The organism is Cupriavidus sp. HE11, assembly GCF_056097175.1.
In genome coordinates this window covers 765,364-786,045 of sequence record NZ_CP184464.1, presented here as the reverse complement: position 1 = coordinate 786,045, position 20,682 = coordinate 765,364, and the positions used below count along the sequence as shown (strand labels likewise).

Sequence of the window (20,682 nt, the reverse complement as noted above, 5' to 3'; positions counted from 1 at the left end):
GTTCCGTCGCGTACATGACGGAACGGCGCCCCTGAATCATTTTGCCTTTCCTGGGAGTTCGGCATGTGCGGTATCGTCGGCGTGGTTTCCACCAGCCCTGTCAACCAATTGATCTATGACAGCCTGCTGCTGTTGCAACACCGCGGACAGGATGCAGCCGGCATCGCCACGGCCAATGGCAGCACCTTCCACATGCACAAGGCCAACGGCCTGGTGCGCGATGTGTTCCGCACCCGCAACATGCGCGGCCTGCCGGGCACGTCCGGTATCGGCCAGGTGCGTTACCCGACCGCCGGTTCCGCTTCCAGCGAGGAAGAAGCCCAGCCGTTCTACGTGAACGCGCCTTACGGCATCATGCTGGCCCACAACGGCAACCTGACCAATTCGGAACAGCTGCGCGAGGAGATGTTCCGCCGCGACCGTCGCCACATCAACACGCATTCGGATTCCGAAGTGCTGCTGAACGTGCTGGCCGACGAACTGCAACGCGCCAGCAATGGCAAGTCGCTGGTGCCGGAAACCATCTTCACGGCCGTCAGCGGCATGCATCGCCGCGTGAAGGGCGCATACGCCATTACGGCGCAGATTTCGGGCTACGGCCTGCTGGCCGTGCGCGATCCGTTCGGCATCCGCCCGCTGTGCATTGGCAGCGTCGATACGCCGACCGGCAAGGAATACCTGATTGCCTCGGAATCGGTGGCGCTCGAAGGCATGGGCTACACGATGGAGCGCGACGTGGCGCCGGGCGAGGCGATCTTCATCGACCTGGACGGCAAGTTCCACAGCAAGCAGTGCGCCGAGAATCCGCAACTGACGCCCTGCATCTTCGAATTCGTGTACCTGGCACGTCCGGACTCGTGCATCGATGGCGTGCCGGTCTACGACGCCCGCCTGCGCATGGGTGACTACCTGGCCGAGAAGATCCGCCGCGAAGTGCCGGCTGGCGAGATCGACGTGGTCATGCCGATTCCCGATTCGAGCCGTCCGGCCGCCATGCAGGTAGCCAACGCGCTGGGCGTGCCGTACCGCGAGGGCTTCTTCAAGAACCGCTATGTGGGCCGCACGTTCATCATGCCGGGCCAGGCGGTGCGCAAGAAGTCGGTGCGCCAGAAGCTGAACGCCATGGGCGTGGAGTTCAAGGACAAGAACGTGCTGATCGTGGATGACTCGATCGTGCGCGGCACCACGTCGTTCGAGATCGTGCAGATGGCTCGCGACGCCGGCGCCAAGAAGGTGATCTTCGCCTCGGCCGCGCCGCCCGTGAAGTTCCCGAACGTGTACGGCATCGACATGCCCACGCGCGCCGAACTGGTGGCCCACGGCCGCACCGACGAGGAAGTGGCGCGCATGATCGGCGCCGACCAGCTCGTGTACCAGGATGTGGAAGCGATGAAGCAGGCTGTGCGCGACATCAACCCGAACCTGCGTGACTTCGACGCGTCGTGCTTCGACGGCAAGTACATCACCGGCGATATCGACGAGGCCTACCTGGACCGCCTGGAAACGGCGCGCAGCCAGGCCGACCGCGAAGGCAGCAACGGTGGCGAAACCGAACGGTCGCAGCTTCACCTGCAGCGCTCGGGCGGCAACGAGTAACGGCAATCCACAAGATTGGGCAGCGCAGCAGCATGAGCGAACCGTTCCAACCCGAGTCCTACGGCATTGACACGCTCGGCGTACGCGCCGGTACGCTGCGTACCGGCGAGTTCATGGAGCACTCCGAGGCGATGTACCTGACCTCGAGCTTCTGCTTCAACAGCGCCGCCGAGGCGGCCGAGCGCTTTGCCAACTCGGAAGAGGGCTACACGTACTCGCGCTTCACCAATCCGACCGTGTCGATGTTCCAGTCCCGCCTGGCGGCGCTGGAAGGTGCCGAGGCCTGCATGGCTACGGCATCGGGCATGAGCGCGATCCTGTCGGTGGCGCTGGCTACGCTGCAGGCGGGGGATCACCTTGTCAGCTCGCGGTCGATCTTCGGGTCGACCATGACGCTGTTCAACACGATCCTGGCGAAGTTCGGGGTCGAGACGACCTATGTCGACGGCACCGACCTGGCCGCCTGGCGTGCAGCTGTAAAGCCCAATACGAAGTTGTTTTTCCTGGAAACGCCGTCGAACCCGCTGACCGAGATTTCGGACATCGCGGCCGTGGGCGAGATCGCGCACAATGCGGGCGCGCTGTTCGTGGTGGACAACTGCTTCTGCTCGCCGGCGCTGCAGCAACCGATCAGGTTCGGTGCCGACGTGGTGGTGCATTCGGCCACCAAGCACATCGACGGCCAGGGCCGCGTGCTGGGCGGTGCCGTGCTGGGCAAGCACGACTTCATCATGGGCAAGGTCTTCCCGTTCGTGCGCACGGCCGGCCCGACGCTGTCGGCGTTCAACGCCTGGGTGATGCTCAAGGGCATGGAAACACTGGCGATCCGCATGGAGCGCCATTCGCAGAGCGCGCTGGCGCTGGCCCAGTTCCTGGAGTCGCACCCGGCCGTGAGCCGTGTCTTCCATCCGGCGCTGAAGTCGCACCCGCAGTACGCCGTGGCCCAGCGCCAGCAAAGTGGTGGCGGGGCGATCGTGTCGTTCGAACTGAAGGGCGATACGCCGGAACTGATGCGTGTCAACGCCTGGCGCGTGATCGACAACACGAAGCTGTGCTCGATCACGGGCAACCTTGGTGACACCCGCACGACGATCACGCATCCGTACACGACCACGCATGGCCGCGTGGCGCCGGAAGCGAAGGCCGCCGCCGGAATCTCCGAGGGCCTGATCCGTCTGGCCGTCGGCCTGGAATCGGTGGAAGACCTGAAGGCCGACCTGCTGCGCGGCCTGGGCCAGTAAGCCACTCGGGCAAGCTGTACGCCCTCTCCGCACTTACGGGAGAGCGCCTCTCTCTCAATACCCTTACCCTTCAGCGCAGCAGCCGTCTGCGCAGCAGCACCAGCGCCACCACCAGCGCCACTGCCGCATAGGCTGCCAGCACGGCCAGATGGACCGCGGCATTCTCGACGGGCCTGCCCAGCATCAACGGACGAATCAGCGCCACCGCGTGCGCCAGCGGCAGGATCATCGTTGCCTTCTGCGCGCCTTCGGGCAATTGCTCCAGCGGGAAGAACACACCCGACAGCAGCAGCATCGGCGTCATCACCAGCGTCTGGTAGAACATGAAGAAGTCGTAGCTCGGCGCCAGTGCGGTGACGATCATCGCCAGGCTTGCGAACGCGATGCCGGCCAGCACGATCACCGGCAGCGCGGCCAGGGCACCCGGGAACTGCGCATAGCCAAGCAGGCCCGCCACGATCATGATGGCCGCGCCCGACAGCACCGCCTTGCTGGCGGCCCAGAGCACTTCGCCCAGTACCACGTCGCCCAGCGTCAGCGGCGCATGCATGATGGCTTCCCACGTGCGTTGCACGTGCATGCGCGAGAACGCCGAATACATCGACTCGAAGCTGGCCGACATCATCACGCTGGATGCCGTGGTGCCCGCCGCCAGGAAGGCGATATACGACACCCCATGCACCTGGCCCACCAGCAGGCCCAGGCCAAGGCCCAGGCCGAACAGGTAGATCATCGGATCGGCCAGGTTGCCGATCATCGACGGGATGGCCAGCTTCTTCCAGACCATGTAGTTGCGGTACCAGACCATCATCCAGTTGCGCGCATTGCGCGGCAGCAGGGGCTGGGGATAGTGCTGGGGGGCTGTCGACGCCGCAGGTCCTGGCGAAATTGCGACGTCGGGATTGCGTGGATCCTGTTCGCTCATCTCAGTCTCTCAATCTCTCATCTCGCGGCCGGTCAGCTTGAGGAACACGTCCTCGAGATTGGCGGGCCGGTGCAGGTAGCGCACGCCGCCCTTGCCGTGCAGCGCGGCCAGCAGTGGATCGGGCTGGCGCACGTAGCAGAACAGCGTCTCGCCGCGCATTTCGCAGCGGTCGGCCAGTGGGGTCAGCGTGTCGCGCAGGGGTTCGAGTTCGTCGCCGTAGACTTCCACCACATCGCAGCCAATCTCCCGGTCGATCAGCTCGTGCGGCTTGCCTTCGGCGATCTTGCGCCCGGCATCGATCACGCACAGGTGGTTGCAAAGCCGTTCGGCCTCTTCCATGAAATGCGTGGTCAGCAGGATCGTCTTGCCCGCGGCAAGCAGCGACTTGAGGCGTTCCCAGATCAGGTGGCGCGCCTGCGGATCGAGGCCGGTGGTAGGCTCGTCCATCACGAGCAGGTCCGGATCGTTGATCAGCGCACGCGCCACGGTCAGGCGACGGCGCATGCCGCCGGACAGGTCGCGCACCTGCGCGTTGGCCTTGTTCTCGAGCCGCGCGAATTCCAGCAGCCGGGGCACCTGCTCGGCGATCCGGGCCGACGACAGCCCGAAGTACCGGCCGAAGATGCGCAGGTTCTCGATCACCGAGAAGTCGGGGTCCAGGTTGTCGAACTGCGGCACCACCCCCACGCGCATGCGAGCCTGCGGGGCGCGCTGGGGGATGGGTTCGCCACATAGCATCAGCGTGCCCGATTCTGGCGTGGCCAGCCCCAGCAGCATGCGCAGCGTGGTGGTCTTGCCGGCGCCATTGGGGCCCAGCAGCCCGAAACACTGGCCGGGCTGGACTTCCAGGTCGAGGTTGTCGACGACGAGCTGGTCGCCATAGCGTTTGCGCACATTGCGCATCTGAAGGATGGCAGTCAAGGCGGAGTCCTTGCGAGCGATATCCACCATTATGCCGGCCATCGCGTGACGCATTGTTGGCGCATCGCAGCAAGACAATTCCATTCGCAGGGGCATATCGGCGGGCTGGCAGAGCCAAGCGGAGAGGCGTACTCTCGGCGTTTCCAGAACAACAACGACGCTGCAACGAGGAGAGCCCATGTCCTTCGAACACTGGATCACATTCGTATTGACCAGCGTAGTGCTGCTGATCATTCCGGGTCCGACCATCCTGCTGGTGATCGGCGATGCCCTGGCGCACCGTGGGCGCAGCGCCTACGCCACGGTGGCCGGTGTGGCGGCCGGAGACCTCACTGCCTTCACGCTGTCGATGGCGGGGCTGGGCGCGGTCCTGGCAACCTCTGCCACGCTGTTCACGGGCCTGAAATGGGCTGGGGCGGCCTATCTGGTCTATCTGGGGGTGCAGGCGCTGCGCACGGCCAACCGTGCGCGCTCGCTCGACGTGGCGTCGCAGTCGGGTAGCGGCTGCCAGCGCTTTGCCAAGGCCTGGCTGGTGACGGCACTGAATCCGAAGAGCATTGTGTTCTTCGTCGCCTTCGTGCCGCAGTTCATCGACGCCAAACTGGCGTTCTGGCCGCAGGCCGTGGTGCTGATCCCGACGTTCGTCGTGCTGGCAACGGCCAACGCCATGGTCTACGCGCTGCTGGCACGTTCGCTGGCTACGCGGCTGACCTCGCAACGCGCACAGGCCAACGTGCAGCGTGCCGGCGGTATCACGCTGATCGGCGCCGGTGCGCTGATCGCGACGCGTACCTGAAGACGCGCGGAGCCGGGACGAAAAAAAACCGCCAGCGAACTGGCGGTTTTTCTTTTGGCAATGCCCGAATCAGTAGAGCTTCTTCGGCAGCATTTGCATGCGCAGACGCTTGCGCAGACGAGCTTCGGCAGCCTTCTTCTTGCGCTTGCGCTCGGTCGTCGGCTTTTCGTAGGCGGTGCGGCTCTTCAGTTCCACGATCAGTCCAGTCTGCAGAATGGAGCGACGGAAACGACGCATTGCAACTTCAACGGGCTCGCCCGGTTTCAGAACGATCTTAGTCAATTCAGTCCTTCAGGAATAACCGCCAGGTGGCGGTGGGTTCATAGGAGGGAAACGTGTCACGTCGGGCTCCGGAGCCTTCGGCGACGGTGGTATCGCACGCTGCGGCGAATGCCGTGGTGCGCCCCCTAGAACCTGCTGCGGACCGAAATCCGTACTGCCTGTGTCAGGGGTGACGGGCCAAATTTTCCTAGCTAGGTAAAAACTTGGCGACTACCTGTTTCCGTGGATATTGCGCAAGAAATACGCCGATAAGCTTTTACAGGTATACCGAACGGGAGTCAAGCTATTCAGGGCAATCCAAGACTATACCCCAGAAAATGTGCGTGAGCGCGCCTTTTACGCGGTTTTGCGTCAAGGCAACAGACTGCCCCAGGCCGAGGCCAGCAGCACCAGCGCCATGAGGCGTTCGAAGCGCTTCATCTGCGCGGCCGAGCGGATGAAGCGCGCGGCCCCGGCTCCCAGAACCGCCCACGCTCCCATGCAGGGCAGCGACACGACAAAGAAGATCAGTGACAGCAGGATCACCTGGTGCGACTGGTCCGCGCCGTGACCGGCAAAGACGCTGACCACGGCCAGCGCCATCATCCACGTCTTGGGATTCACGAGTTGCAGGCCTGCGGCACCGGCGAGCCCAAGCGGTCTGTGGCGTGATTTGGCGTGGCCCGCGTTGTCGACCGCATTATCGACATTGCCGGCGCGCGCAGCCCCATCGGTCGCAATGGCGGTTGCCGGGCTGCGCCAGATCTGCCAGGCCAGCCAGGACAGCCACAGCACGCCGGCCCAGGCCATCGCACGCTGCAGGAGTGGGTGTGCCGCCAGTGCGTCGCCCACGCCGATGCCGACTGTCAGCACCAGCAGCGCGGCGCCGCCGCAGCCTCCAATAATGATCGGCAGCGTGGCCGCCACGCCGCGGCGCGCGCTATGGCTCAGCACGATGACGTTGGTGGGGCCGGGGGTGATCGACGCCACGAGGGCGAACATCAGGAAGGGGAGGAAGGGCAGGGTATCGCTCATGCGGCCATTGTTGCGGCCGCAAGCTTATGCGTCTGGAAGGTTTGAGCAGCGCTTGCGGTAGTGCGCGGGCGTCAGGCCATAGGCGCGCCGGAACCAGCGGCCCAGATGGCTCTGGTCGGCGAAGCCGAGGGCCATGGCAACATCGGCGGGCGTGGCGCCGCGTGCCAGCATATGGCGGGCGCGAGCCAGTCGCAGCTGCACCAGATAGGCATGGGGCGCGATGCCGAACGCGGTCTTGAACGCGCGGGTCAGCCGATAGCGGTCCACGCCGCTGGCGGCGGCTAGGTCGTCCAGGCCGATGTCCTGGTCCATATGGTCGTGCAGGTAGTCGCGAGCACGCTGGGCTGCCAGCGGCAGGCGCGGATCGATGGCGCGCTGCGTGCGCCAGTGCAAATTGGACGTCAGTTGCGCCAGCAGGGTGTCGAGCGCGGACTGCCGGACGATGCGCAGTTCGGGCTGCTGTAGCACCGTGAACGCGCGGCCGATCGCTTCGACCAGCTGCGGGTCCTCGCTCAGCGTATGCGCGAAGGCAGGCTGGCAGTGCGCGGGTGCATCTTCGAACAGGGCGTGCAGCTCACGCGCCATCCACTGTGCGTCCAGATAGAGCATCGAATAGGTAAAGCCCTCCGGCGCCACTGCATAACCATCGTGGATTTCACCCGGTTCGAGCGTGAATACCTTGCCCGGCACGCTGCGCTGGACTTCGCGCCGGCAATGAAACTGCTGGATGCCTTGCTCGGTATAGCCGACCAGGTAGCTGTCGTGCCAGTGCGGATCGTAGGCGTGGCCTTCAAAATGGGCGCGAATCGTCTCGATGCCGGTGTCGGCATCCTGCTTGAGGTCGATCCAGCTCTGGGGGCTCACTGCGGGGTCCTGGTTCGGAATGTGCGACCGTTCATCATAGCCAGATCGGCCAGGACTTTCTGGAACGTTTGTGCGGGAGAGGGGATGGTGTGCCACGGATCGGTGGCGAGAACAACAACGACGGCGGCGGAAAAAGAAAAAGGCCGATGCTTTCGCATCGGCCTTCATCTGCTATTGGTTGGCTCCCCGACCTGGGCTCGAACCAGGGACCTACGGATTAACAGTCCGGCGCTCTACCAACTGAGCTATCGGGGAACAGCTGAGAAAGAAATTATAACCAGCTTCTCTTCGTTTCGTCAACAACTTTTTAACGTTTTGTTTTCGTCAGAAGTTGTCGTTGTCACTCTGGTTCGCCTTGAAACCGGCCAGCGCTGGGCGTTTCCGCCTTTTGCTGCGTTGCCGTGTTCAACAGCGAGGCCGCATTATAGCCAGCTTTTTGAATTGTGCAAACAAAAAAATCGCCCGCAGGCGATTTTTTTGCGCTGGCCTTCGACAGGTCAGTCGAACACCGGCGATTCGACGCCCAGCACCTTGTGCAGCTTCGGCGAAGTCGTCGTGTATTGCATGTGGATCTTCTTGTCCGGGAAGATGTACGGCGCGGCGCCGAACGCTGCCAGCGCCGCTTCGTGGAAGCCCGACAGGATCAGCTTCTTCTTGCCCGGGTAGGTGTTGATGTCGCCCACGGCGAAGATGCCCGGGATGTTCGTCTCGAACTTCTCGGTATCCACCTTGATCTGCTTGCGCTCCAGGTCCAGGCCCCACTCGGCGATCGGGCCGAGCTTCGGCGACAAGCCGAAGAACACCAGCAGGTCGTCCAGCGGCATGCGGCGGGTCACGCCGTCGCCACCGGTCACCTTGATCTCGGTGAGGACGCCATCCTTCTCTTCATAGCCGCCGATCTGGCCGACCATGAATTGCATTTCCATCTGTTCGCACAGGTCGCGCATCTTGGCGACCGACGCCGGGGCGGCGCGGAAGCCATCGCGGCGGTGGATCAGCACGATCGACTCGGCCTTGCCATGGAGGTCCAGCGCCCAGTCCAGCGCCGAATCGCCACCGCCCACGATCACGAGGTTGCGGCCGTGGAAGCGGCTCGGATCCTTCACGCGGTAGAACAGCTGCTTGCCATCGAATTTGTCGATGCCTTCCACCTTGACCGTGCGCGGCTGGAACGAGCCCACACCGGCGGCAATGAAGATGGTCTTGGTGATGAAGCGGGTTCCGAGCGACGTCTCGACGAAGAAGCGGCCGTCTTCACGGCGCTCGACGACGCTGACTTCCTGGCCCAGGTGGAACGTGGGCGAGAACGGCTCGATCTGCTTGAGCAGGTTGTCGGTCAGTTCCTGGCCCGTGCAGATGGGCACGGCCGGGATGTCGTAGATCGGCTTGTCCGGATACAGCTCCACGCACTGGCCGCCCACTACCTTGAGCGAGTCGATCACGTGCGCCTTGATTTCGAGCAGGCCGAGTTCGAACACCTGGAACAGGCCAACGGGGCCCGCGCCAACGATCAGCGCGTCGATTTCCAGCGGCTGGCCGCCGTTGTTGCCGCCAGCCTGCTGGGTCGCGTCGGCCACGGGATTTGGAATGCTCAAGTCCATATTCGTCCTGATACGTTGTGGGCACGGCAGGTGCCCGGTATTACGGGAAAGCGCGTGGGGACGGCTTTCTGCGACGCTGGGCAGGCAAATCCGGCGTGCCGCCGGCAGGGATTCGCGTGCCCGTTGCGTCAGTCTTGTCTTAGCGCTGCAGGTATTGCAGCTTGTCGGAGGCGTCCTTCCATTCCTCGGCCTCGGCCAGCGGGGCCTTGGTCTTGGTGATGGACGGCCAGTTGCGGGCCAGTTCGGCGTTCAGGTCAATGAACTGCTGCTGGTCGCCGGGAACATCTTCCTCGGCGTAAATCGCGTTCACCGGGCACTCGGCCACGCACACGGCGCAGTCGATGCATTCGTCGGGATCGATGGCCAGGAAGTTCGGGCCTTCGCGGAAACAATCGACCGGACACACATCAACGCAGTCGGTGTAACGGCAACGGATGCAGGCTTCGGTGACAACGTGAGTCATTTCGGTTCCAGAAAAACGGATCGGTCTTCGATGGGGGTATTGTCCAAGGCCGGATTCTTGCCGGTCGCTCTTGCGAGTTGCCCGGTACGCGCCAAACACCGCGCGTGTCAATCGGGATAACTTGGGGCGAGCGACGGCCGAGGCCTTTCAAAGACCGATATTGTAGCTGAGCCTTCTCGCAAGGATAGTGAGTCTATATAGCCGGGTCAGATAGTTTTCTTATTTCTTTATGTACTTTTGGTGCGAAATTGGCCCCGAAGTGGCTTCTGGCGCCAGATTCCGGGCCGATCGGCGTCCGCGCGGCAAGCTCCCGGACTACTATTCCCCTGTGTCATGCGTGGCTTTTCAGGCCCGCGGGTGCCCCCGCCGGCCCTTTACGTTCCGTTTCCGTGCATTGCGCACGCGTTGATCGACAGCAATCTTGCGAAGGGATTTGCTCATGCCAGCCAGCCTGATGGGGTGCCGAAGGGGGAGTCGGATGGTCGGTTTGACCAGTGCCGCGGTGCTGTGTTGCGCCATCCTGGGCGCCGGGGCGGCTGCCCAGCCCGCCCAGCCGCGCCAGGGCGAAATGGCCGATAGCGTGGTGTCCCGCCTGGTGGCGTGGCGCGCGCGTACCGACCAGCCCGTGGCCCTGTCCGCGCTGACCGCCTTCGACTGGGACAGCTTCAGCGTGATCCGGACCCCGGCGGGGATGGCGATGGCGAACTGCAACCGCGACGGCTTCCTGCCGTGCAGCAACGACCTGCAGCCTTCGCCGGATACCCTGATACAGGTCCTGCGCTTCGACCGGGCGGGGCAGCCGGTCTACCAGGAACGCATCATGGTGGCATCCGCCAATTTTGCCGATCCGTTGCCGGCGGCCGTGCCGCGCACCCAGGCCACGCTGGTCACCTGCCAGGGCGACCAGGGGCAGCAGCTGTGGTGCCTGCAGTCGAAGCGGCCTGCCCGCCAGACGTCGCCGGCGCTGCGCGGGCTTGACGGCGGCTGACCCCGCGCAAGGGCCGGCCATCCATATGCCGCGCGTGACTTTCGGTTAGCATGATGGCCTGACTTCGCCGCGCCCCAAGCCTTGGCTTCGCTATGATCATCCGTTCCCTGCTCGACACCGACCTGTACAAGTTCACGATGATGCAGGTGGTGCTGCACCACTTTCCGCAGGCCGAAGTCGAATACCGCTTCAAATGCCGCAATGCCGGCGTCGACCTGACGCCATATGTCGAAGAGATCCGCGACGAGATCCGCCAGCTCTGCGAACTGCGCTTTTCCGACGACGAACTGTCCTACCTGCGCGGCATGCGCTTCATCAAGAGCGATTTCGTCGACTTCCTCGAGCTGTTCCACCTGAATCAGAAATACGTGGTCGTGCAGCCGTCGGCGCAGGACAATGGCGAGATCGACATCACGATCCGCGGACCGTGGCTCCATACCATCCTGTTCGAGATCCCCCTGCTGGCCATCGTCAACGAGGTGTACTTCCGCCGGACGCAGCCGCAGGCCGATCTGGACGAAGGGCGACGCCGGCTGGAGGCCAAGCTGGCCCTGCTGAAGTCGTCGAAATACCACGACTGCGTGATCGCGGACTACGGCACCCGCCGGCGTTTTTCGCGCGACTGGCAGGAAGAGGTGCTGCTGTCGATGCGCGACATCCTGGGGCCGCAACTGGCCGGCACCAGCAACGTCCACTTCGCGCGGATGCACAACATGACGCCGCTGGGCACCATGGCGCATGAATACCTGCAGGCTTGCCAGGCGCTGGGGCCGCGCCTGCGCGATTCGCAGGTCTATGCACTGGAGAACTGGGCGCGCGAATATCGTGGCGACCTGGGCATCGCGCTGTCGGATACCTATGGATTCGACGCGTTCCTGCGCGACTTCGACCTGTTCTTCTGCAAGCTGTTCGATGGTGTGCGGCACGACTCGGGCGACCCGTTCGAGTGGGGCGAACGCATGATCGCGCACTACGCCGCCAACCGCGTCGACCCGCGCGGCAAGACGCTGATTTTCAGCGATGCGCTGAACATCCCGAAGGTCATCGAGCTCTACGAGCGCTTCCACGGCCGCTGCAAGCTGGCCTTTGGCGTGGGCACGAACCTGACCAACGACCTTGGCTACACGCCGCTGCAGATCGTCATCAAGATGGTCCGCTGCAACGGCCAGCCGGTTGCCAAGCTGTCGGACACGCCTGAAAAGACCATGTGCGACGATCCGGGCTACCTGGCTTACCTGCGGCAGGTGTTCGAAGTTCAGGCATCCGCTTAACCGGATTCATCCACGGCCATCGCCGTTTTCTTATAATCGGCGAGCCCCGCAACCCTTCAGGCCCCTACCATGGAAACGAACGCTGCCCGTGACCGCATCTTCGCCCGCATTCGCGCCGCCCAGGGCAGGGGGGCTGCGGTGACGCAGGGCGAGCGCGACGCCGTGGCCGACTACCTGACGCGCCATCCGCAGGGGCCTCGACCCGACGTGGCCGAAGACCGTGCCGCAGCATTCAGCGTGCAGGCGCAGAAGATGGCCTCCACGGTAGACCGCGTTGCGACGCTGGCCGACGTGCCTGGCGCCGTGCTGCATTATCTGGATGGTCTGAAGCTGACGCGCCGCGCCGTGGCCTGGACCAGCCTGGGCGAACTGCCGTGGGCCGCGCAGGGCCTGGAGGTGGAATGCCGGCCGCCGGTGCGCGAACCGCAGGCGGATCGCGAGCACGGCGACCTGGTCGGCATCACCGGCTGTTTCGTGGCGATTGCCGAGACCGGCTCGCTGATGCTGCTGTCGGGCCCCGATACCTTCGCATCGGCCGCGCTGCTGCCGGAAACCCATATCGCCGTGGTGCCGGTGTCGCGCATCGTCGCCAATCTGGAAGAGGCGTTCGCGCGCATGCGTGTCGAACATGGTCAGCTGCCGCGCGCCACCAACATCATCAGTGGGCCGTCGCGCACGGGTGATATCGAGCAGACCATCGTGTTGGGCGCCCATGGTCCGTATCGGGTACACGTGATCCTGGTCGATCAGCAATGACCGGCGCGCGCTGCGGCGCGCGTATTGAGGCACTTTCAGACCATTCTCAAAAGGGTTTGCTTTACACTGAGCCCTTCGCTGCGTGCTGCCGTCCCACCGCCTTGGTAACCACTCCGGACGCGTGCGCCTTGTCGTCTGTCTCACCGCCGGTCCGTGCCTTGTGCGCGCCTGGGCGTGTGTTGCGATGAAGGAGATTGCTGTCTGATGCGTCGTGTTGCCACGCTGATTCCCCAATACTTGCTCGCCACGCTGTTGCTGTCGCCAGCCGTGGCATTCGCGGCCGATGTCGACGGGGCCGCGCTGTCGCCCGTGTGGGGCCTGCCGTTTGCCGGCATCCTGCTGTCGATTGCGCTGTTCCCGCTGATCGCGCCGAAATTCTGGCATCACCATTACGGCAAGATCGCCGCGGCCTGGGCGGCGCTGTTCCTGGTGCCGTTCGCCGCGCAGTTCGGCTTGCATGCTGCCATCGCCAATACCGTGCACGCGCTGCTGGCCGAATACATTCCGTTCATCGTCCTGCTGACGGCCCTCTACGTGGTGGCGGGCGGTATCTGCGTGCGCGGCAACCTGCACGCCACGCCGCGGCTGAACACCGGCATCCTGGCACTGGGCACGGTGCTCGCCAGCCTGATGGGCACCACGGGTGCCGCGATGCTGCTGATCCGGCCGCTGCTGCGCGCCAATGACAACCGGCGCCATGTGGCCCATGTGGTGGTATTTTTCATCTTCCTGGTCGCCAATGCCGGCGGCGCGCTGACGCCGCTTGGCGATCCGCCGCTGTTCCTGGGCTTCCTCAAGGGCGTGGAGTTCACCTGGACCCTGCGCAACATCCTGCCCGAGACGATCTTCATCTGGGTGGTGCTGCTGGCGCTGTTTTATGCCATCGATCGCTACTATTTCCTCAAGCGCGAGGAAGAACTGCCGCAGGCGCAGGACCCCACGCCGGACTCGCCGGGGATCCGCCTCGAAGGCAAGGTCAATTTCGTGCTGCTGGCAGCCGTGGTTGGCCTGGTGCTGATGAGCGGGCTGTGGAAACCGGGCATCGCATTCGACGTGATGGGGACGGAGGTGCCGCTGCCAGCCCTGGTGCGCGATGTGCTGCTCATCGGGGTGACCCTGGTGTCGCTGCTGGCGACCCCGCATGCCGCGCGCAATGGCAACGAGTTCAACTGGGAGCCGATGCTCGAAGTTGGCAAGCTGTTCGCCGGCATCTTCCTGACGATCATTCCCGTCATTGCCATGCTCAAGGCTGGCACCGATGGCGCGTTCGCCGGCGTGATCCGGACGGTCAGCGACAGCAACGGTCAGCCGATCGACAGCATGTACTTCTGGGCCACCGGCATCCTGTCGTCATTTCTTGATAACGCGCCGACCTATCTGGTGTTCTTCAACACCGCTGGCGGTGACGCCGCCACGCTCATGACCCGCGATGCCTCGACGCTGGCCGCCATTTCGGCCGGCGCCGTATTCATGGGCGCCAATACCTATATCGGTAATGCGCCCAACCTGATGGTCAAGGCGATAGCCGAAAGTCGTGGCGTGCGCATGCCGAGCTTTTTCGGCTACATGGCGTGGTCCTGCGCCGTGCTGGTGCCGCTGTTCCTGGTGATGACGTTCCTTTTCTTCCACGTATGACTGCCATGAAGCCCCCTGTCCTTGTCACGCGCGCCATCTTCCCCGATGTGATCGAGCGTCTTTCGCAATATTTCGATGTCGATGCCAACCAGGAGGATCTGGTCCTCGACGCGGCGACGTTGCGCGCGCGACTGGCCGGCAAGGCTGGCGTACTGGCCAATGCGGCCGACAGGATCGATGGCGACCTGGTCGCCGCATTGCCGCAGCTTCGGGCGGTCTGCAACATGGCGGTGGGCTACAACAACCTGGACGTGCCGGCGCTGACCGCCGCAGGCATCGTGGCGACCAACACGCCGGACGTGCTGACAGAGACCACCGCCGATTTCGGCTGGGCACTGCTGATGGCGACTGCCCGCCGCGTGACCGAGAGCGAGCACTACCTGCGCGCCGGCAAGTGGGAGCGTTGGAGCTACGACATGCTGGTAGGCATGGATATCTACGGCAGCACGCTGGGCATCCTCGGAATGGGCCGGATCGGGCAGGGGCTGGCACGCCGTGCGGCCGGCTTCGGCATGCAGGTGCTGTATCACAACCGCAGCCAGTTGCCGGCCGATGTCGAACAGTCGCTCAACGCGCGCTATGTCAGCAAGGCCGAATTGCTGAAGCAGTCTGACCACCTGATCCTGGTGCTGCCATACAGCCCCGAGAGCCATCATGCGATTGGCGCGGCGGAACTGGCGCTGATGAAGCCCACGGCCACGCTGATCAACCTGGCGCGTGGCGGCATCGTCGACGACGGCGCGCTGGCAGCGGCGCTGCGCGATCGCAGGATATTTGCCGCAGGGCTCGACGTGTTCGAGGGCGAGCCGAGCGTGCATCCCGACCTGCTGACCGTGCCGAACGTCGTGCTGACGCCGCACATCGCCAGTGCCTCCGAAAAGACGCGCCGGGCCATGGCAAATCTGGCGGCCGACAACCTGATCGCCGCGCTCGACGCCGGTCCGCAGGCCGGCAAGCCGCAGACCGTCGTCAATCCCGAGGTCATGCCGCGTCGCCGTTGAAGCGCACGGATCGCCAGCTTTTATTTCCATGTCGCTTATCTCCTTGCTGACCCTGGCCGCCACGGTGGTGGCGGTGATCCTGCTGATCGTGCTCTTGATGCGCCAGTCGCGCACCGGCACCGGCGAACTGATGCCGATGCTGGGCGACCTGCGCGACGACGTGCGCGAGGACACTGCCCGTGGGCTGGAGCGGCTCGAGCGCGAGTTGCGTACCGAGCTGGCCGAAACGGCGCGTGGCAATCGCAGCGAGTCGGGGCAGCAGATGCTGCGGTTCCAGCAGCAACTGTCGACGCAGTTGACCAGCATCGCCACGGTGCAGCAGCAACAGCTCGCGCAGATGTCGGAAGCCAACGAACGGCGGCTGGCTGATGTGCGCGCGACGCTGGAGCAGAAGCTGCGCGATATCGAGGCCAATAACGCGGCAAAACTGGAGGAAATGCGACGTACGGTGGACGAGAAGCTGCATGCCACGCTGGAACAACGGCTGGGTGAGTCGTTCAAGCTTGTGTCGGAGCGTCTGGAGCAGGTGCATCGCGGGCTGGGTGAAATGCAGATGCTGGCGCAGGGGGTTGGCGATCTCAAGCGTGTGCTGACCAACGTCAAGACGCGAGGCACCTGGGGCGAAGTGCAACTGGCGATGCTGCTCGAACAGATCCTGACGCCGGACCAGTACGGCAAGAACGTGGAGACCGTACGCAATTCGGGTGCGCGGGTGGAATTTGCCATCCGTCTGCCTGGCCGGGAAGTGGGCGGCAGTCCGGTCTGGCTGCCCATCGACGCCAAGTTTCCGAAGGAGCAGTACGAACGGTTGGTCGACGCGCAGGAGCGCGGCGACGTGGACGGTGTGAGCGCAGCCAGTCGCGAGCTGGAAGTGGCGGTACGCCGCGAGGCCCAGACCATTGCCGAGAAATACCTGGCACCGCCGGCCACCACCGATTTCGCCATCCTGTTCCTGCCGACCGAAGGGCTCTATGCCGAAGTCCTGCGGCGGCCGGGGCTGACCGACTTGCTACAGCGTGATTTCCGGGTGACCGTGGCCGGCCCTACGACGCTAACGGCGCTGCTCAACAGCCTGCAGATGGGATTCCGGACGCTGGCGCTGGAAAAGCGGTCGAGCGAAGTGTGGGAAGTGCTGGGGGCCGTAAAGACGGAATTCGGCAAATTTGGCGAAGTTCTGGCCAAGACGCGCGATACGCTGGTGCGCGCGGCGCGCAATATCGAGCAGGCGGAAGTCCGTACGCGGCAGATGGAGCGCAAGCTGCGTACCGTAGAGGCGTTGCCGGGGGAGGTTGCGGAGCAGTTGCTGGGAACGTCGGGAATGATGGGCGCTGGAACGGCTACCGATCCGGCCCCGGCTGACGAGAGCCCGGGGCAGCATGAGGACCGGCTGGCCTAGTGGCCGAATAAATGTCGGCCTGGTAGCAATTACTGGCGGTCTTCGGGGCTCAGTTCACGGATGTGAACCTCGATGCCGCCAAAGCGCGCGGCCACCCAGTTGTACGCGCGGCAGCCAAGCCAGAGCAGGCCAAAGCCGATCAGTGCGTTGAGGATCAGGGCCGTGAAGACGGCAATGCCGGGCAGGTCGCCGTAGCGCACGAAGGCGACGAACAGGCCCATGGCCACGATCGGCACCGAAAAGCACAGATAGACCAGCACAAGCGCGCGGGCAGTCTTGACGGGGTGGAGGTACGCGATCTCCTGGTGCATGACGACAGACAAGATATTGGGGAATTGGGATTTTCGTGCTGCAAGTGTAGCGATTGGTGCCTGCGACGCCTAGACCGCCCCACTGCCGGATGAGGCATTTCAGAGCCCAACGGTGCTTTCCGACAATGTATGCGGCACAAAAACGACACCGTTGACGGTGGCCGGCGCCGGGCACCGCAAGTGGCGCATGAATCGGATTCATTCATGCCTTCCGGGCGATGTTCCGCGTGGCGGGACGCGCCGGAAACAAGCGCCCAAGCCGGGCGCCCGGTGTCAGATCAGGGTGAGGCCAGGGTCAGATCAGGCCGTCGAACAGCATCACCTGCACGGAATCGCCAGCGGCCACCGAGCCCTGATCGTGATCGAGCACCACAAAGCAATTGGCCTCGCTCATCGACCGCAACACGCCCGATCCCTGCTGGCCCGTCAGCCGCACCTCCAGATTGCCGTCGGCGCCAGGCGCCAGAATGCCGCGCTGGAATTCGGTACGGCCGGGCTTCTTGCGAATCGGCGTGGTGGTGCGCACGCGGAAGCGGGGCAGCGGCGCCACGTTGGCACCCATCAGGCGATGCAGGGCGCCGCGCACGAAATGGTAGAAGGTGACCATCACGGCCACGGGATTGCCGGGCAGGCCGAATAGCATGGCATCGTGGCCGTTCGACGAAATCCGCCCGAACGCCATCGGCCGCCCCGGGCGCATCGCGATCTTCCAGAACGTGACATCGCCAAGTTTTTCCATGATCTGCTTCGTATAGTCGGCATCGCCGACCGACACGCCGCCTGACGTGATGATGGCGTCGGCGTTCTCGCAGGCGCTGCGGAACGCTGCCTCCATGGTTTCGGGGTCGTCGCGTACCACGCCCATGTCGATCAGCTCCACATTGAGCCGGCGCAGCATGCCGTGCAGCGTGTAGCGATTCGAGTCGTAGACGCAGCCCGGATCGAGCGGCTCGCCGATCGAACGCAGTTCGTCGCCGGTGGAGAAGAACGCCACCCGCAGGCGCCGGCGTACCTTTACCTCGGCCACGCCCAGCGACGCCAGCATGCCCAGGTCGGCCGGCGTCAGGATGCGGCCCGCGTGCAACGCCGCCTGGCCGCGTGCCAGGTCTTCGCCGCGCAGCCGGCGGTTGTCGCCTGCGCGCACTGCGTCGGGTGCAAAGCGCACCAGATTGCCGCCCGCCTGGATTTCAACAAATTCCTGTGGAATCACGGTGTCGCAGCCCACCGGCATGATCGCGCCGGTCATGATGCGAACCGCCTGGCCCGCCTGTGGCTCGCCAGCGAAGGCGTTGCCCGCATAGGCGGTGCCGATGACCTCCAGCGCAATACTGGCGTCCCCCTGGGCCAGCGCCTGGCTGGAGAACGCGTAGCCGTCCATGGCCGAGTTGTCGTGCGCAGGAACGTCGATCGGCGAGATCACGTCGACGGCCAGCACGCGGTCCAGCGCGGTGCGAATCGCGAGTTGCTCGATGCCGCGAACCGGGTCCACCACATCGGCAATGATGGCGTTGGCCTGATCCACCGGCAGGGCAGTGGGGTCGTAGTCGGACTGGCAGGAGATGACGGATTGCAGCGAAGGCATGGTCTGGGTCGCGACACGCGCGCGCGTCGGCGGTGAAGGGATTTGGGTGACAGTCTAGCCGGATCGGCCGGCGGCTTCGTGTTCGCGGAGTTCGTCCAGGGTGTTGATGTTTGCAAACGCCCGGGCGTCCTCGAACTCGACCTGCGCCAGCCGCTGGGATGTGACCCAGCTTTCGATCTTGCGATGGCCGGCATCCACGTAAGCCCGCAGCCCGGCAGCGGCCGTGACCGGCATCAGGCAGAACACAGGTTGCAAGCGGCGGCGGCCGTCGGCATCCACGGTTACTGGCACCGCGATGTCGGCATCTTCGTCCTCGATGCCCTGGGCCAGGCGGGCCACCAGGTCGGCCGGCAGGAAAGGGGTGTCGCACGGGGCGGTGACCAGCCACGGCGTGTGGCACTGTGCCAGCCCGGCCAGCATGCCCGCCAGCGGTCCGGCGAAATCCGCGATGGTGTCGGCGATCACCGGTGCACCAAAGGCGGCGTAGCGTTCGGGATTGCGGTTGGCATTGATCAGCAGGGGGCCGGTCTGCGGGGCCAGGCGCTGCAACGTGTGCTGCACCATCGGCGAGCCCCGGAACGGCTGCAGCCCCTTGTCGGTGCCCCCCATCCGGCTGCCGCGGCCGCCGGCCAGGATCAGGCCCGTGATGTCGTCGCGCGCAATCATCAGCCGCCGATATACGACATTTCGATCTTGCTTTCGGCGCGTGCGGCGCGTACTGCGGGATCGCTGCGCTGCTCGGAATAGTTGTCGGTGCGGGCCTGCCATACCTGCGCGATGGCGTTGCCGACCTCCAGGTCGCTGTGCCCGCCCCGTAGCAGCGCGCGCAGGTCATAGCCTTCGGTGGCAAACAGGCACAGGTAGAGCCGTCCTTCGGTGGACAGCCGGATCCGGCTGCAATCGCCACAGAAGGCGTGCGTCACGCTGGAAATCACACCGATTTCGCCGCCGCCATCGCGATAGCGCCAGCGCTCGGCGGTCTCGCCCGAGTAATTGGCCTGGACGGCTTCCAGCGGGAATGCCTCGTCGATACGGCGCACGACATCGGCCGACGACAGCACCTCGTCCATCTGCCAGTGGTTGCTGGCGCCGACATCCATGAATTCGATAAAGCGGACGATGATGCCGCTGTTGCGGAAGTGACGTGCCATTGGCACGATTTCCTGGTCGTTGGTGCCGCGCTTGACCACCATATTGACCTTGATCGGGGCCAGGCCCACTGCCTGGGCAACCTCGATGCCGTGCAGCACGTCGCGCACGGCGAAATCCACGTCGTTCATCTTGCGGAACGTGACGTCGTCGATGGCGTCCAGGCTGACCGTCACGCGGCTCAGGCCAGCATCGCGCAGCGACTGTGCCTTGCGCGCCAGCAGCGATGCGTTGGTGGTCAGCGTCAGGTCCAGCGGCTTGCCGGATGCCGTCTCGATGCGCGCCAGCATTTCCACCAGGCGCTCGATGTTCTTGCGCAGCAGCGGTTCGCCGCCGGTCAGCCGGATCTTCTCGACGCCCTGGGCCACGAACAGCCGCGCCACCCGTTCGATTTCCTCGAAACTCAGCAGTTCGGAGTGGGGCAGGAACGTGTAGTCCTTGTCGAACACTTCCTTTGGCATGCAATAGACGCAGCGGAAGTTGCAGCGGTCGGTGACGGAGATGCGCAGGTCGTGCAGCGGCCTGCCCCGGGTGTCGGCCACGAGCCCGGTCGGAGCCATCAGGCGCGACGGAATGCTCGGCACCATCGAACGGTATCGATGGTCGCGCAGGTCAAGAATCGGAATGACAGTATCGGTCATGGCAGAGTGGGGCCGCGGCTGACCGGTGCGTAGGGCGCCCGGGTGGCCGTTCTGCCTGCCATTCTAGCCGAGGGCGGCTTCACGTCGCGCACAACACTGTCGTGACCGCAGCACAGTTTATGGCGGGGCGCAGCAGTACAGCTGGCGGGTTTGTGCCAAGTCACGTTGGCGACACAGCTTCGCCAATGAAAAAAGGGACGGCGGATGCCGTCCCTTCCTTGTTGCACAGCGTGCAGCGGCGAGGTGTCG

At 64.5% G+C, this 20,682-nt stretch carries 20 protein-coding genes and 1 tRNA gene; 9 read left to right on the top strand and 12 right to left on the bottom strand.

Annotated elements, in window-relative coordinates; all coding sequences use genetic code 11:
• Positions 1–63: 63 nt before the first annotated feature.
• Both purF and ACOABP_RS03695 read left to right on the top strand, forming a co-directional pair.
• Positions 64–1,596, top strand: a complete 1,533-nt coding sequence (purF, locus tag ACOABP_RS03700; protein ID WP_474227018.1) for an amidophosphoribosyltransferase — start codon at positions 64–66, stop codon at positions 1,594–1,596.
• A gap of 32 nt (positions 1,597–1,628) precedes the next feature.
• Positions 1,629–2,837, top strand: a complete 1,209-nt coding sequence (locus tag ACOABP_RS03695) for an O-succinylhomoserine sulfhydrylase (protein WP_474227017.1) — start codon at positions 1,629–1,631, stop codon at positions 2,835–2,837.
• Between the two features lie 70 nt (positions 2,838–2,907).
• On the opposite strand, the gene ACOABP_RS03690 is transcribed toward ACOABP_RS03695, so the two are convergent.
• Positions 2,908–3,762 carry an ABC transporter permease gene (locus ACOABP_RS03690; protein WP_474227016.1) on the bottom strand — a complete coding sequence of 285 codons (855 nt, stop codon included), beginning with the start codon at positions 3,760–3,762 and terminating at the stop codon, positions 2,908–2,910.
• Positions 3,763–3,771: 9 nt separating this feature from the next.
• Positions 3,772–4,713 carry a nodulation factor ABC transporter ATP-binding protein NodI gene (gene nodI, locus ACOABP_RS03685; protein ID WP_474227766.1) on the bottom strand — a complete coding sequence of 314 codons (942 nt, stop codon included), beginning with the start codon at positions 4,711–4,713 and terminating at the stop codon, positions 3,772–3,774.
• 148 nt (positions 4,714–4,861) lie between these two features.
• On the opposite strand from nodI, the gene ACOABP_RS03680 reads away from it, so the two are divergent.
• Positions 4,862–5,479 carry a LysE family translocator gene (locus ACOABP_RS03680; protein ID WP_474227015.1) on the top strand — a complete coding sequence of 206 codons (618 nt, stop codon included), beginning with the start codon at positions 4,862–4,864 and terminating at the stop codon, positions 5,477–5,479.
• A gap of 69 nt (positions 5,480–5,548) precedes the next feature.
• Here ACOABP_RS03680 and rpsU read toward each other — a convergent pair whose 3' ends face one another.
• The 6 genes from rpsU to fdxA form a co-directional block, all read right to left on the bottom strand.
• Positions 5,549–5,761, bottom strand: coding sequence for a 30S ribosomal protein S21 (gene rpsU / locus ACOABP_RS03675; RefSeq protein ID WP_066731027.1), 213 nt, complete (start codon positions 5,759–5,761; stop codon positions 5,549–5,551).
• A 351-nt stretch (positions 5,762–6,112) separates the two neighbouring features.
• Positions 6,113–6,775 carry a LysE family translocator gene (locus ACOABP_RS03670; RefSeq protein ID WP_474227014.1) on the bottom strand — a complete coding sequence of 221 codons (663 nt, stop codon included), beginning with the start codon at positions 6,773–6,775 and terminating at the stop codon, positions 6,113–6,115.
• 24 nt (positions 6,776–6,799) lie between these two features.
• Positions 6,800–7,639, bottom strand: coding sequence for a helix-turn-helix domain-containing protein (locus ACOABP_RS03665; protein ID WP_474227013.1), 840 nt, complete (start codon positions 7,637–7,639; stop codon positions 6,800–6,802).
• Between the two features lie 179 nt (positions 7,640–7,818).
• A tRNA-Asn gene (locus ACOABP_RS03660) sits at positions 7,819–7,894 on the bottom strand.
• Positions 7,895–8,136: 242 nt separating this feature from the next.
• On the bottom strand, positions 8,137–9,240 hold the full coding sequence (locus ACOABP_RS03655; RefSeq protein ID WP_066731021.1) for an NAD(P)/FAD-dependent oxidoreductase: 1,104 nt from the start codon (positions 9,238–9,240) through the stop codon (positions 8,137–8,139).
• Between the two features lie 139 nt (positions 9,241–9,379).
• Positions 9,380–9,703 (bottom strand): ferredoxin FdxA, encoded by a 324-nt coding sequence (gene fdxA, locus ACOABP_RS03650; RefSeq protein WP_474227012.1) that lies wholly within the window; start codon positions 9,701–9,703, stop codon positions 9,380–9,382.
• 478 nt (positions 9,704–10,181) lie between these two features.
• On the opposite strand from fdxA, the gene ACOABP_RS03645 reads away from it, so the two are divergent.
• The 6 genes from ACOABP_RS03645 (at position 10,182) to rmuC (ending at position 16,750) form a co-directional block, all read left to right on the top strand.
• Positions 10,182–10,691: a hypothetical protein gene (locus ACOABP_RS03645; RefSeq protein WP_474227011.1), complete on the top strand. Its 510-nt coding sequence runs from the start codon at positions 10,182–10,184 to the stop codon at positions 10,689–10,691.
• 92 nt (positions 10,692–10,783) lie between these two features.
• A complete protein-coding gene (pncB, locus tag ACOABP_RS03640; protein WP_474227010.1) occupies positions 10,784–11,962 on the top strand; it encodes a nicotinate phosphoribosyltransferase in 1,179 nt (392 codons plus the stop codon).
• A gap of 69 nt (positions 11,963–12,031) precedes the next feature.
• Positions 12,032–12,718: a LutC/YkgG family protein gene (locus ACOABP_RS03635; RefSeq protein ID WP_474227009.1), complete on the top strand. Its 687-nt coding sequence runs from the start codon at positions 12,032–12,034 to the stop codon at positions 12,716–12,718.
• Positions 12,719–12,922: 204 nt separating this feature from the next.
• Positions 12,923–14,353 carry a sodium:proton antiporter gene (locus ACOABP_RS03630; protein ID WP_474227008.1) on the top strand — a complete coding sequence of 477 codons (1,431 nt, stop codon included), beginning with the start codon at positions 12,923–12,925 and terminating at the stop codon, positions 14,351–14,353.
• A 5-nt stretch (positions 14,354–14,358) separates the two neighbouring features.
• Entirely contained in the window at positions 14,359–15,354 is a 996-nt protein-coding gene (locus ACOABP_RS03625) for a 2-hydroxyacid dehydrogenase (protein WP_474227007.1), read from the top strand.
• Between the two features lie 28 nt (positions 15,355–15,382).
• Positions 15,383–16,750, top strand: coding sequence for a DNA recombination protein RmuC (gene rmuC, locus ACOABP_RS03620; protein ID WP_474227006.1), 1,368 nt, complete (start codon positions 15,383–15,385; stop codon positions 16,748–16,750).
• A 29-nt stretch (positions 16,751–16,779) separates the two neighbouring features.
• Here the strand turns inward: rmuC and ACOABP_RS03615 are convergent, their stop codons facing one another.
• The 4 genes from ACOABP_RS03615 to moaA all read right to left on the bottom strand — a co-directional run bounded on the left by ACOABP_RS03615 (position 16,780) and on the right by moaA (position 20,433).
• Positions 16,780–17,061 (bottom strand): hypothetical protein, encoded by a 282-nt coding sequence (locus ACOABP_RS03615; RefSeq protein ID WP_092594280.1) that lies wholly within the window; start codon positions 17,059–17,061, stop codon positions 16,780–16,782.
• 295 nt (positions 17,062–17,356) lie between these two features.
• Complete coding sequence (moeA, locus tag ACOABP_RS03610; RefSeq protein ID WP_474227005.1) at positions 17,357–18,643, bottom strand: molybdopterin molybdotransferase MoeA; 1,287 nt, start codon at positions 18,641–18,643, stop codon at positions 17,357–17,359.
• 54 nt (positions 18,644–18,697) lie between these two features.
• Positions 18,698–19,309 carry a molybdenum cofactor guanylyltransferase MobA gene (mobA, locus tag ACOABP_RS03605; RefSeq protein ID WP_474227004.1) on the bottom strand — a complete coding sequence of 204 codons (612 nt, stop codon included), beginning with the start codon at positions 19,307–19,309 and terminating at the stop codon, positions 18,698–18,700.
• On the bottom strand, positions 19,309–20,433 hold the full coding sequence (gene moaA / locus ACOABP_RS03600) for a GTP 3',8-cyclase MoaA (protein WP_474227003.1): 1,125 nt from the start codon (positions 20,431–20,433) through the stop codon (positions 19,309–19,311). The genes mobA and moaA overlap by 1 nt, the downstream gene beginning before the upstream one ends.
• Positions 20,434–20,682 lie beyond the last annotated feature (249 nt).

Bases quoted from the DNA above. Each gene is read 5' to 3' on its own strand.
- ACOABP_RS03695 (WP_474227017.1), top strand. From the start codon at position 1,629: ATGAGCGAACCGTTCCAACCCGAGTCCTACGGCATTGACACGCTCGGC.
- ACOABP_RS03690 (WP_474227016.1), bottom strand. From the start codon at position 3,762: ATGAGCGAACAGGATCCACGCAATCCCGACGTCGCAATTTCGCCAGGA.
- moaA (WP_474227003.1), bottom strand. From the start codon at position 20,433: ATGACCGATACTGTCATTCCGATTCTTGACCTGCGCGACCATCGATAC.
- nodI (WP_474227766.1), bottom strand. From the start codon at position 4,713: ATGGTGGATATCGCTCGCAAGGACTCCGCCTTGACTGCCATCCTTCAG.
- ACOABP_RS03635 (WP_474227009.1), top strand. From the start codon at position 12,032: ATGGAAACGAACGCTGCCCGTGACCGCATCTTCGCCCGCATTCGCGCC.
- rmuC (WP_474227006.1), top strand. From the start codon at position 15,383: ATGTCGCTTATCTCCTTGCTGACCCTGGCCGCCACGGTGGTGGCGGTG.
- ACOABP_RS03655 (WP_066731021.1), bottom strand. From the start codon at position 9,240: ATGGACTTGAGCATTCCAAATCCCGTGGCCGACGCGACCCAGCAGGCT.
- pncB (WP_474227010.1), top strand. From the start codon at position 10,784: ATGATCATCCGTTCCCTGCTCGACACCGACCTGTACAAGTTCACGATG.
- moeA (WP_474227005.1), bottom strand. From the start codon at position 18,643: ATGCCTTCGCTGCAATCCGTCATCTCCTGCCAGTCCGACTACGACCCC.
- fdxA (WP_474227012.1), bottom strand. From the start codon at position 9,703: ATGACTCACGTTGTCACCGAAGCCTGCATCCGTTGCCGTTACACCGAC.
- ACOABP_RS03615 (WP_092594280.1), bottom strand. From the start codon at position 17,061: ATGCACCAGGAGATCGCGTACCTCCACCCCGTCAAGACTGCCCGCGCG.
- ACOABP_RS03680 (WP_474227015.1), top strand. From the start codon at position 4,862: ATGTCCTTCGAACACTGGATCACATTCGTATTGACCAGCGTAGTGCTG.
- ACOABP_RS03670 (WP_474227014.1), bottom strand. From the start codon at position 6,775: ATGAGCGATACCCTGCCCTTCCTCCCCTTCCTGATGTTCGCCCTCGTG.
- purF (WP_474227018.1), top strand. From the start codon at position 64: ATGTGCGGTATCGTCGGCGTGGTTTCCACCAGCCCTGTCAACCAATTG.
- ACOABP_RS03630 (WP_474227008.1), top strand. From the start codon at position 12,923: ATGCGTCGTGTTGCCACGCTGATTCCCCAATACTTGCTCGCCACGCTG.
- mobA (WP_474227004.1), bottom strand. From the start codon at position 19,309: ATGATTGCGCGCGACGACATCACGGGCCTGATCCTGGCCGGCGGCCGC.
- ACOABP_RS03645 (WP_474227011.1), top strand. From the start codon at position 10,182: ATGGTCGGTTTGACCAGTGCCGCGGTGCTGTGTTGCGCCATCCTGGGC.
- ACOABP_RS03625 (WP_474227007.1), top strand. From the start codon at position 14,359: ATGAAGCCCCCTGTCCTTGTCACGCGCGCCATCTTCCCCGATGTGATC.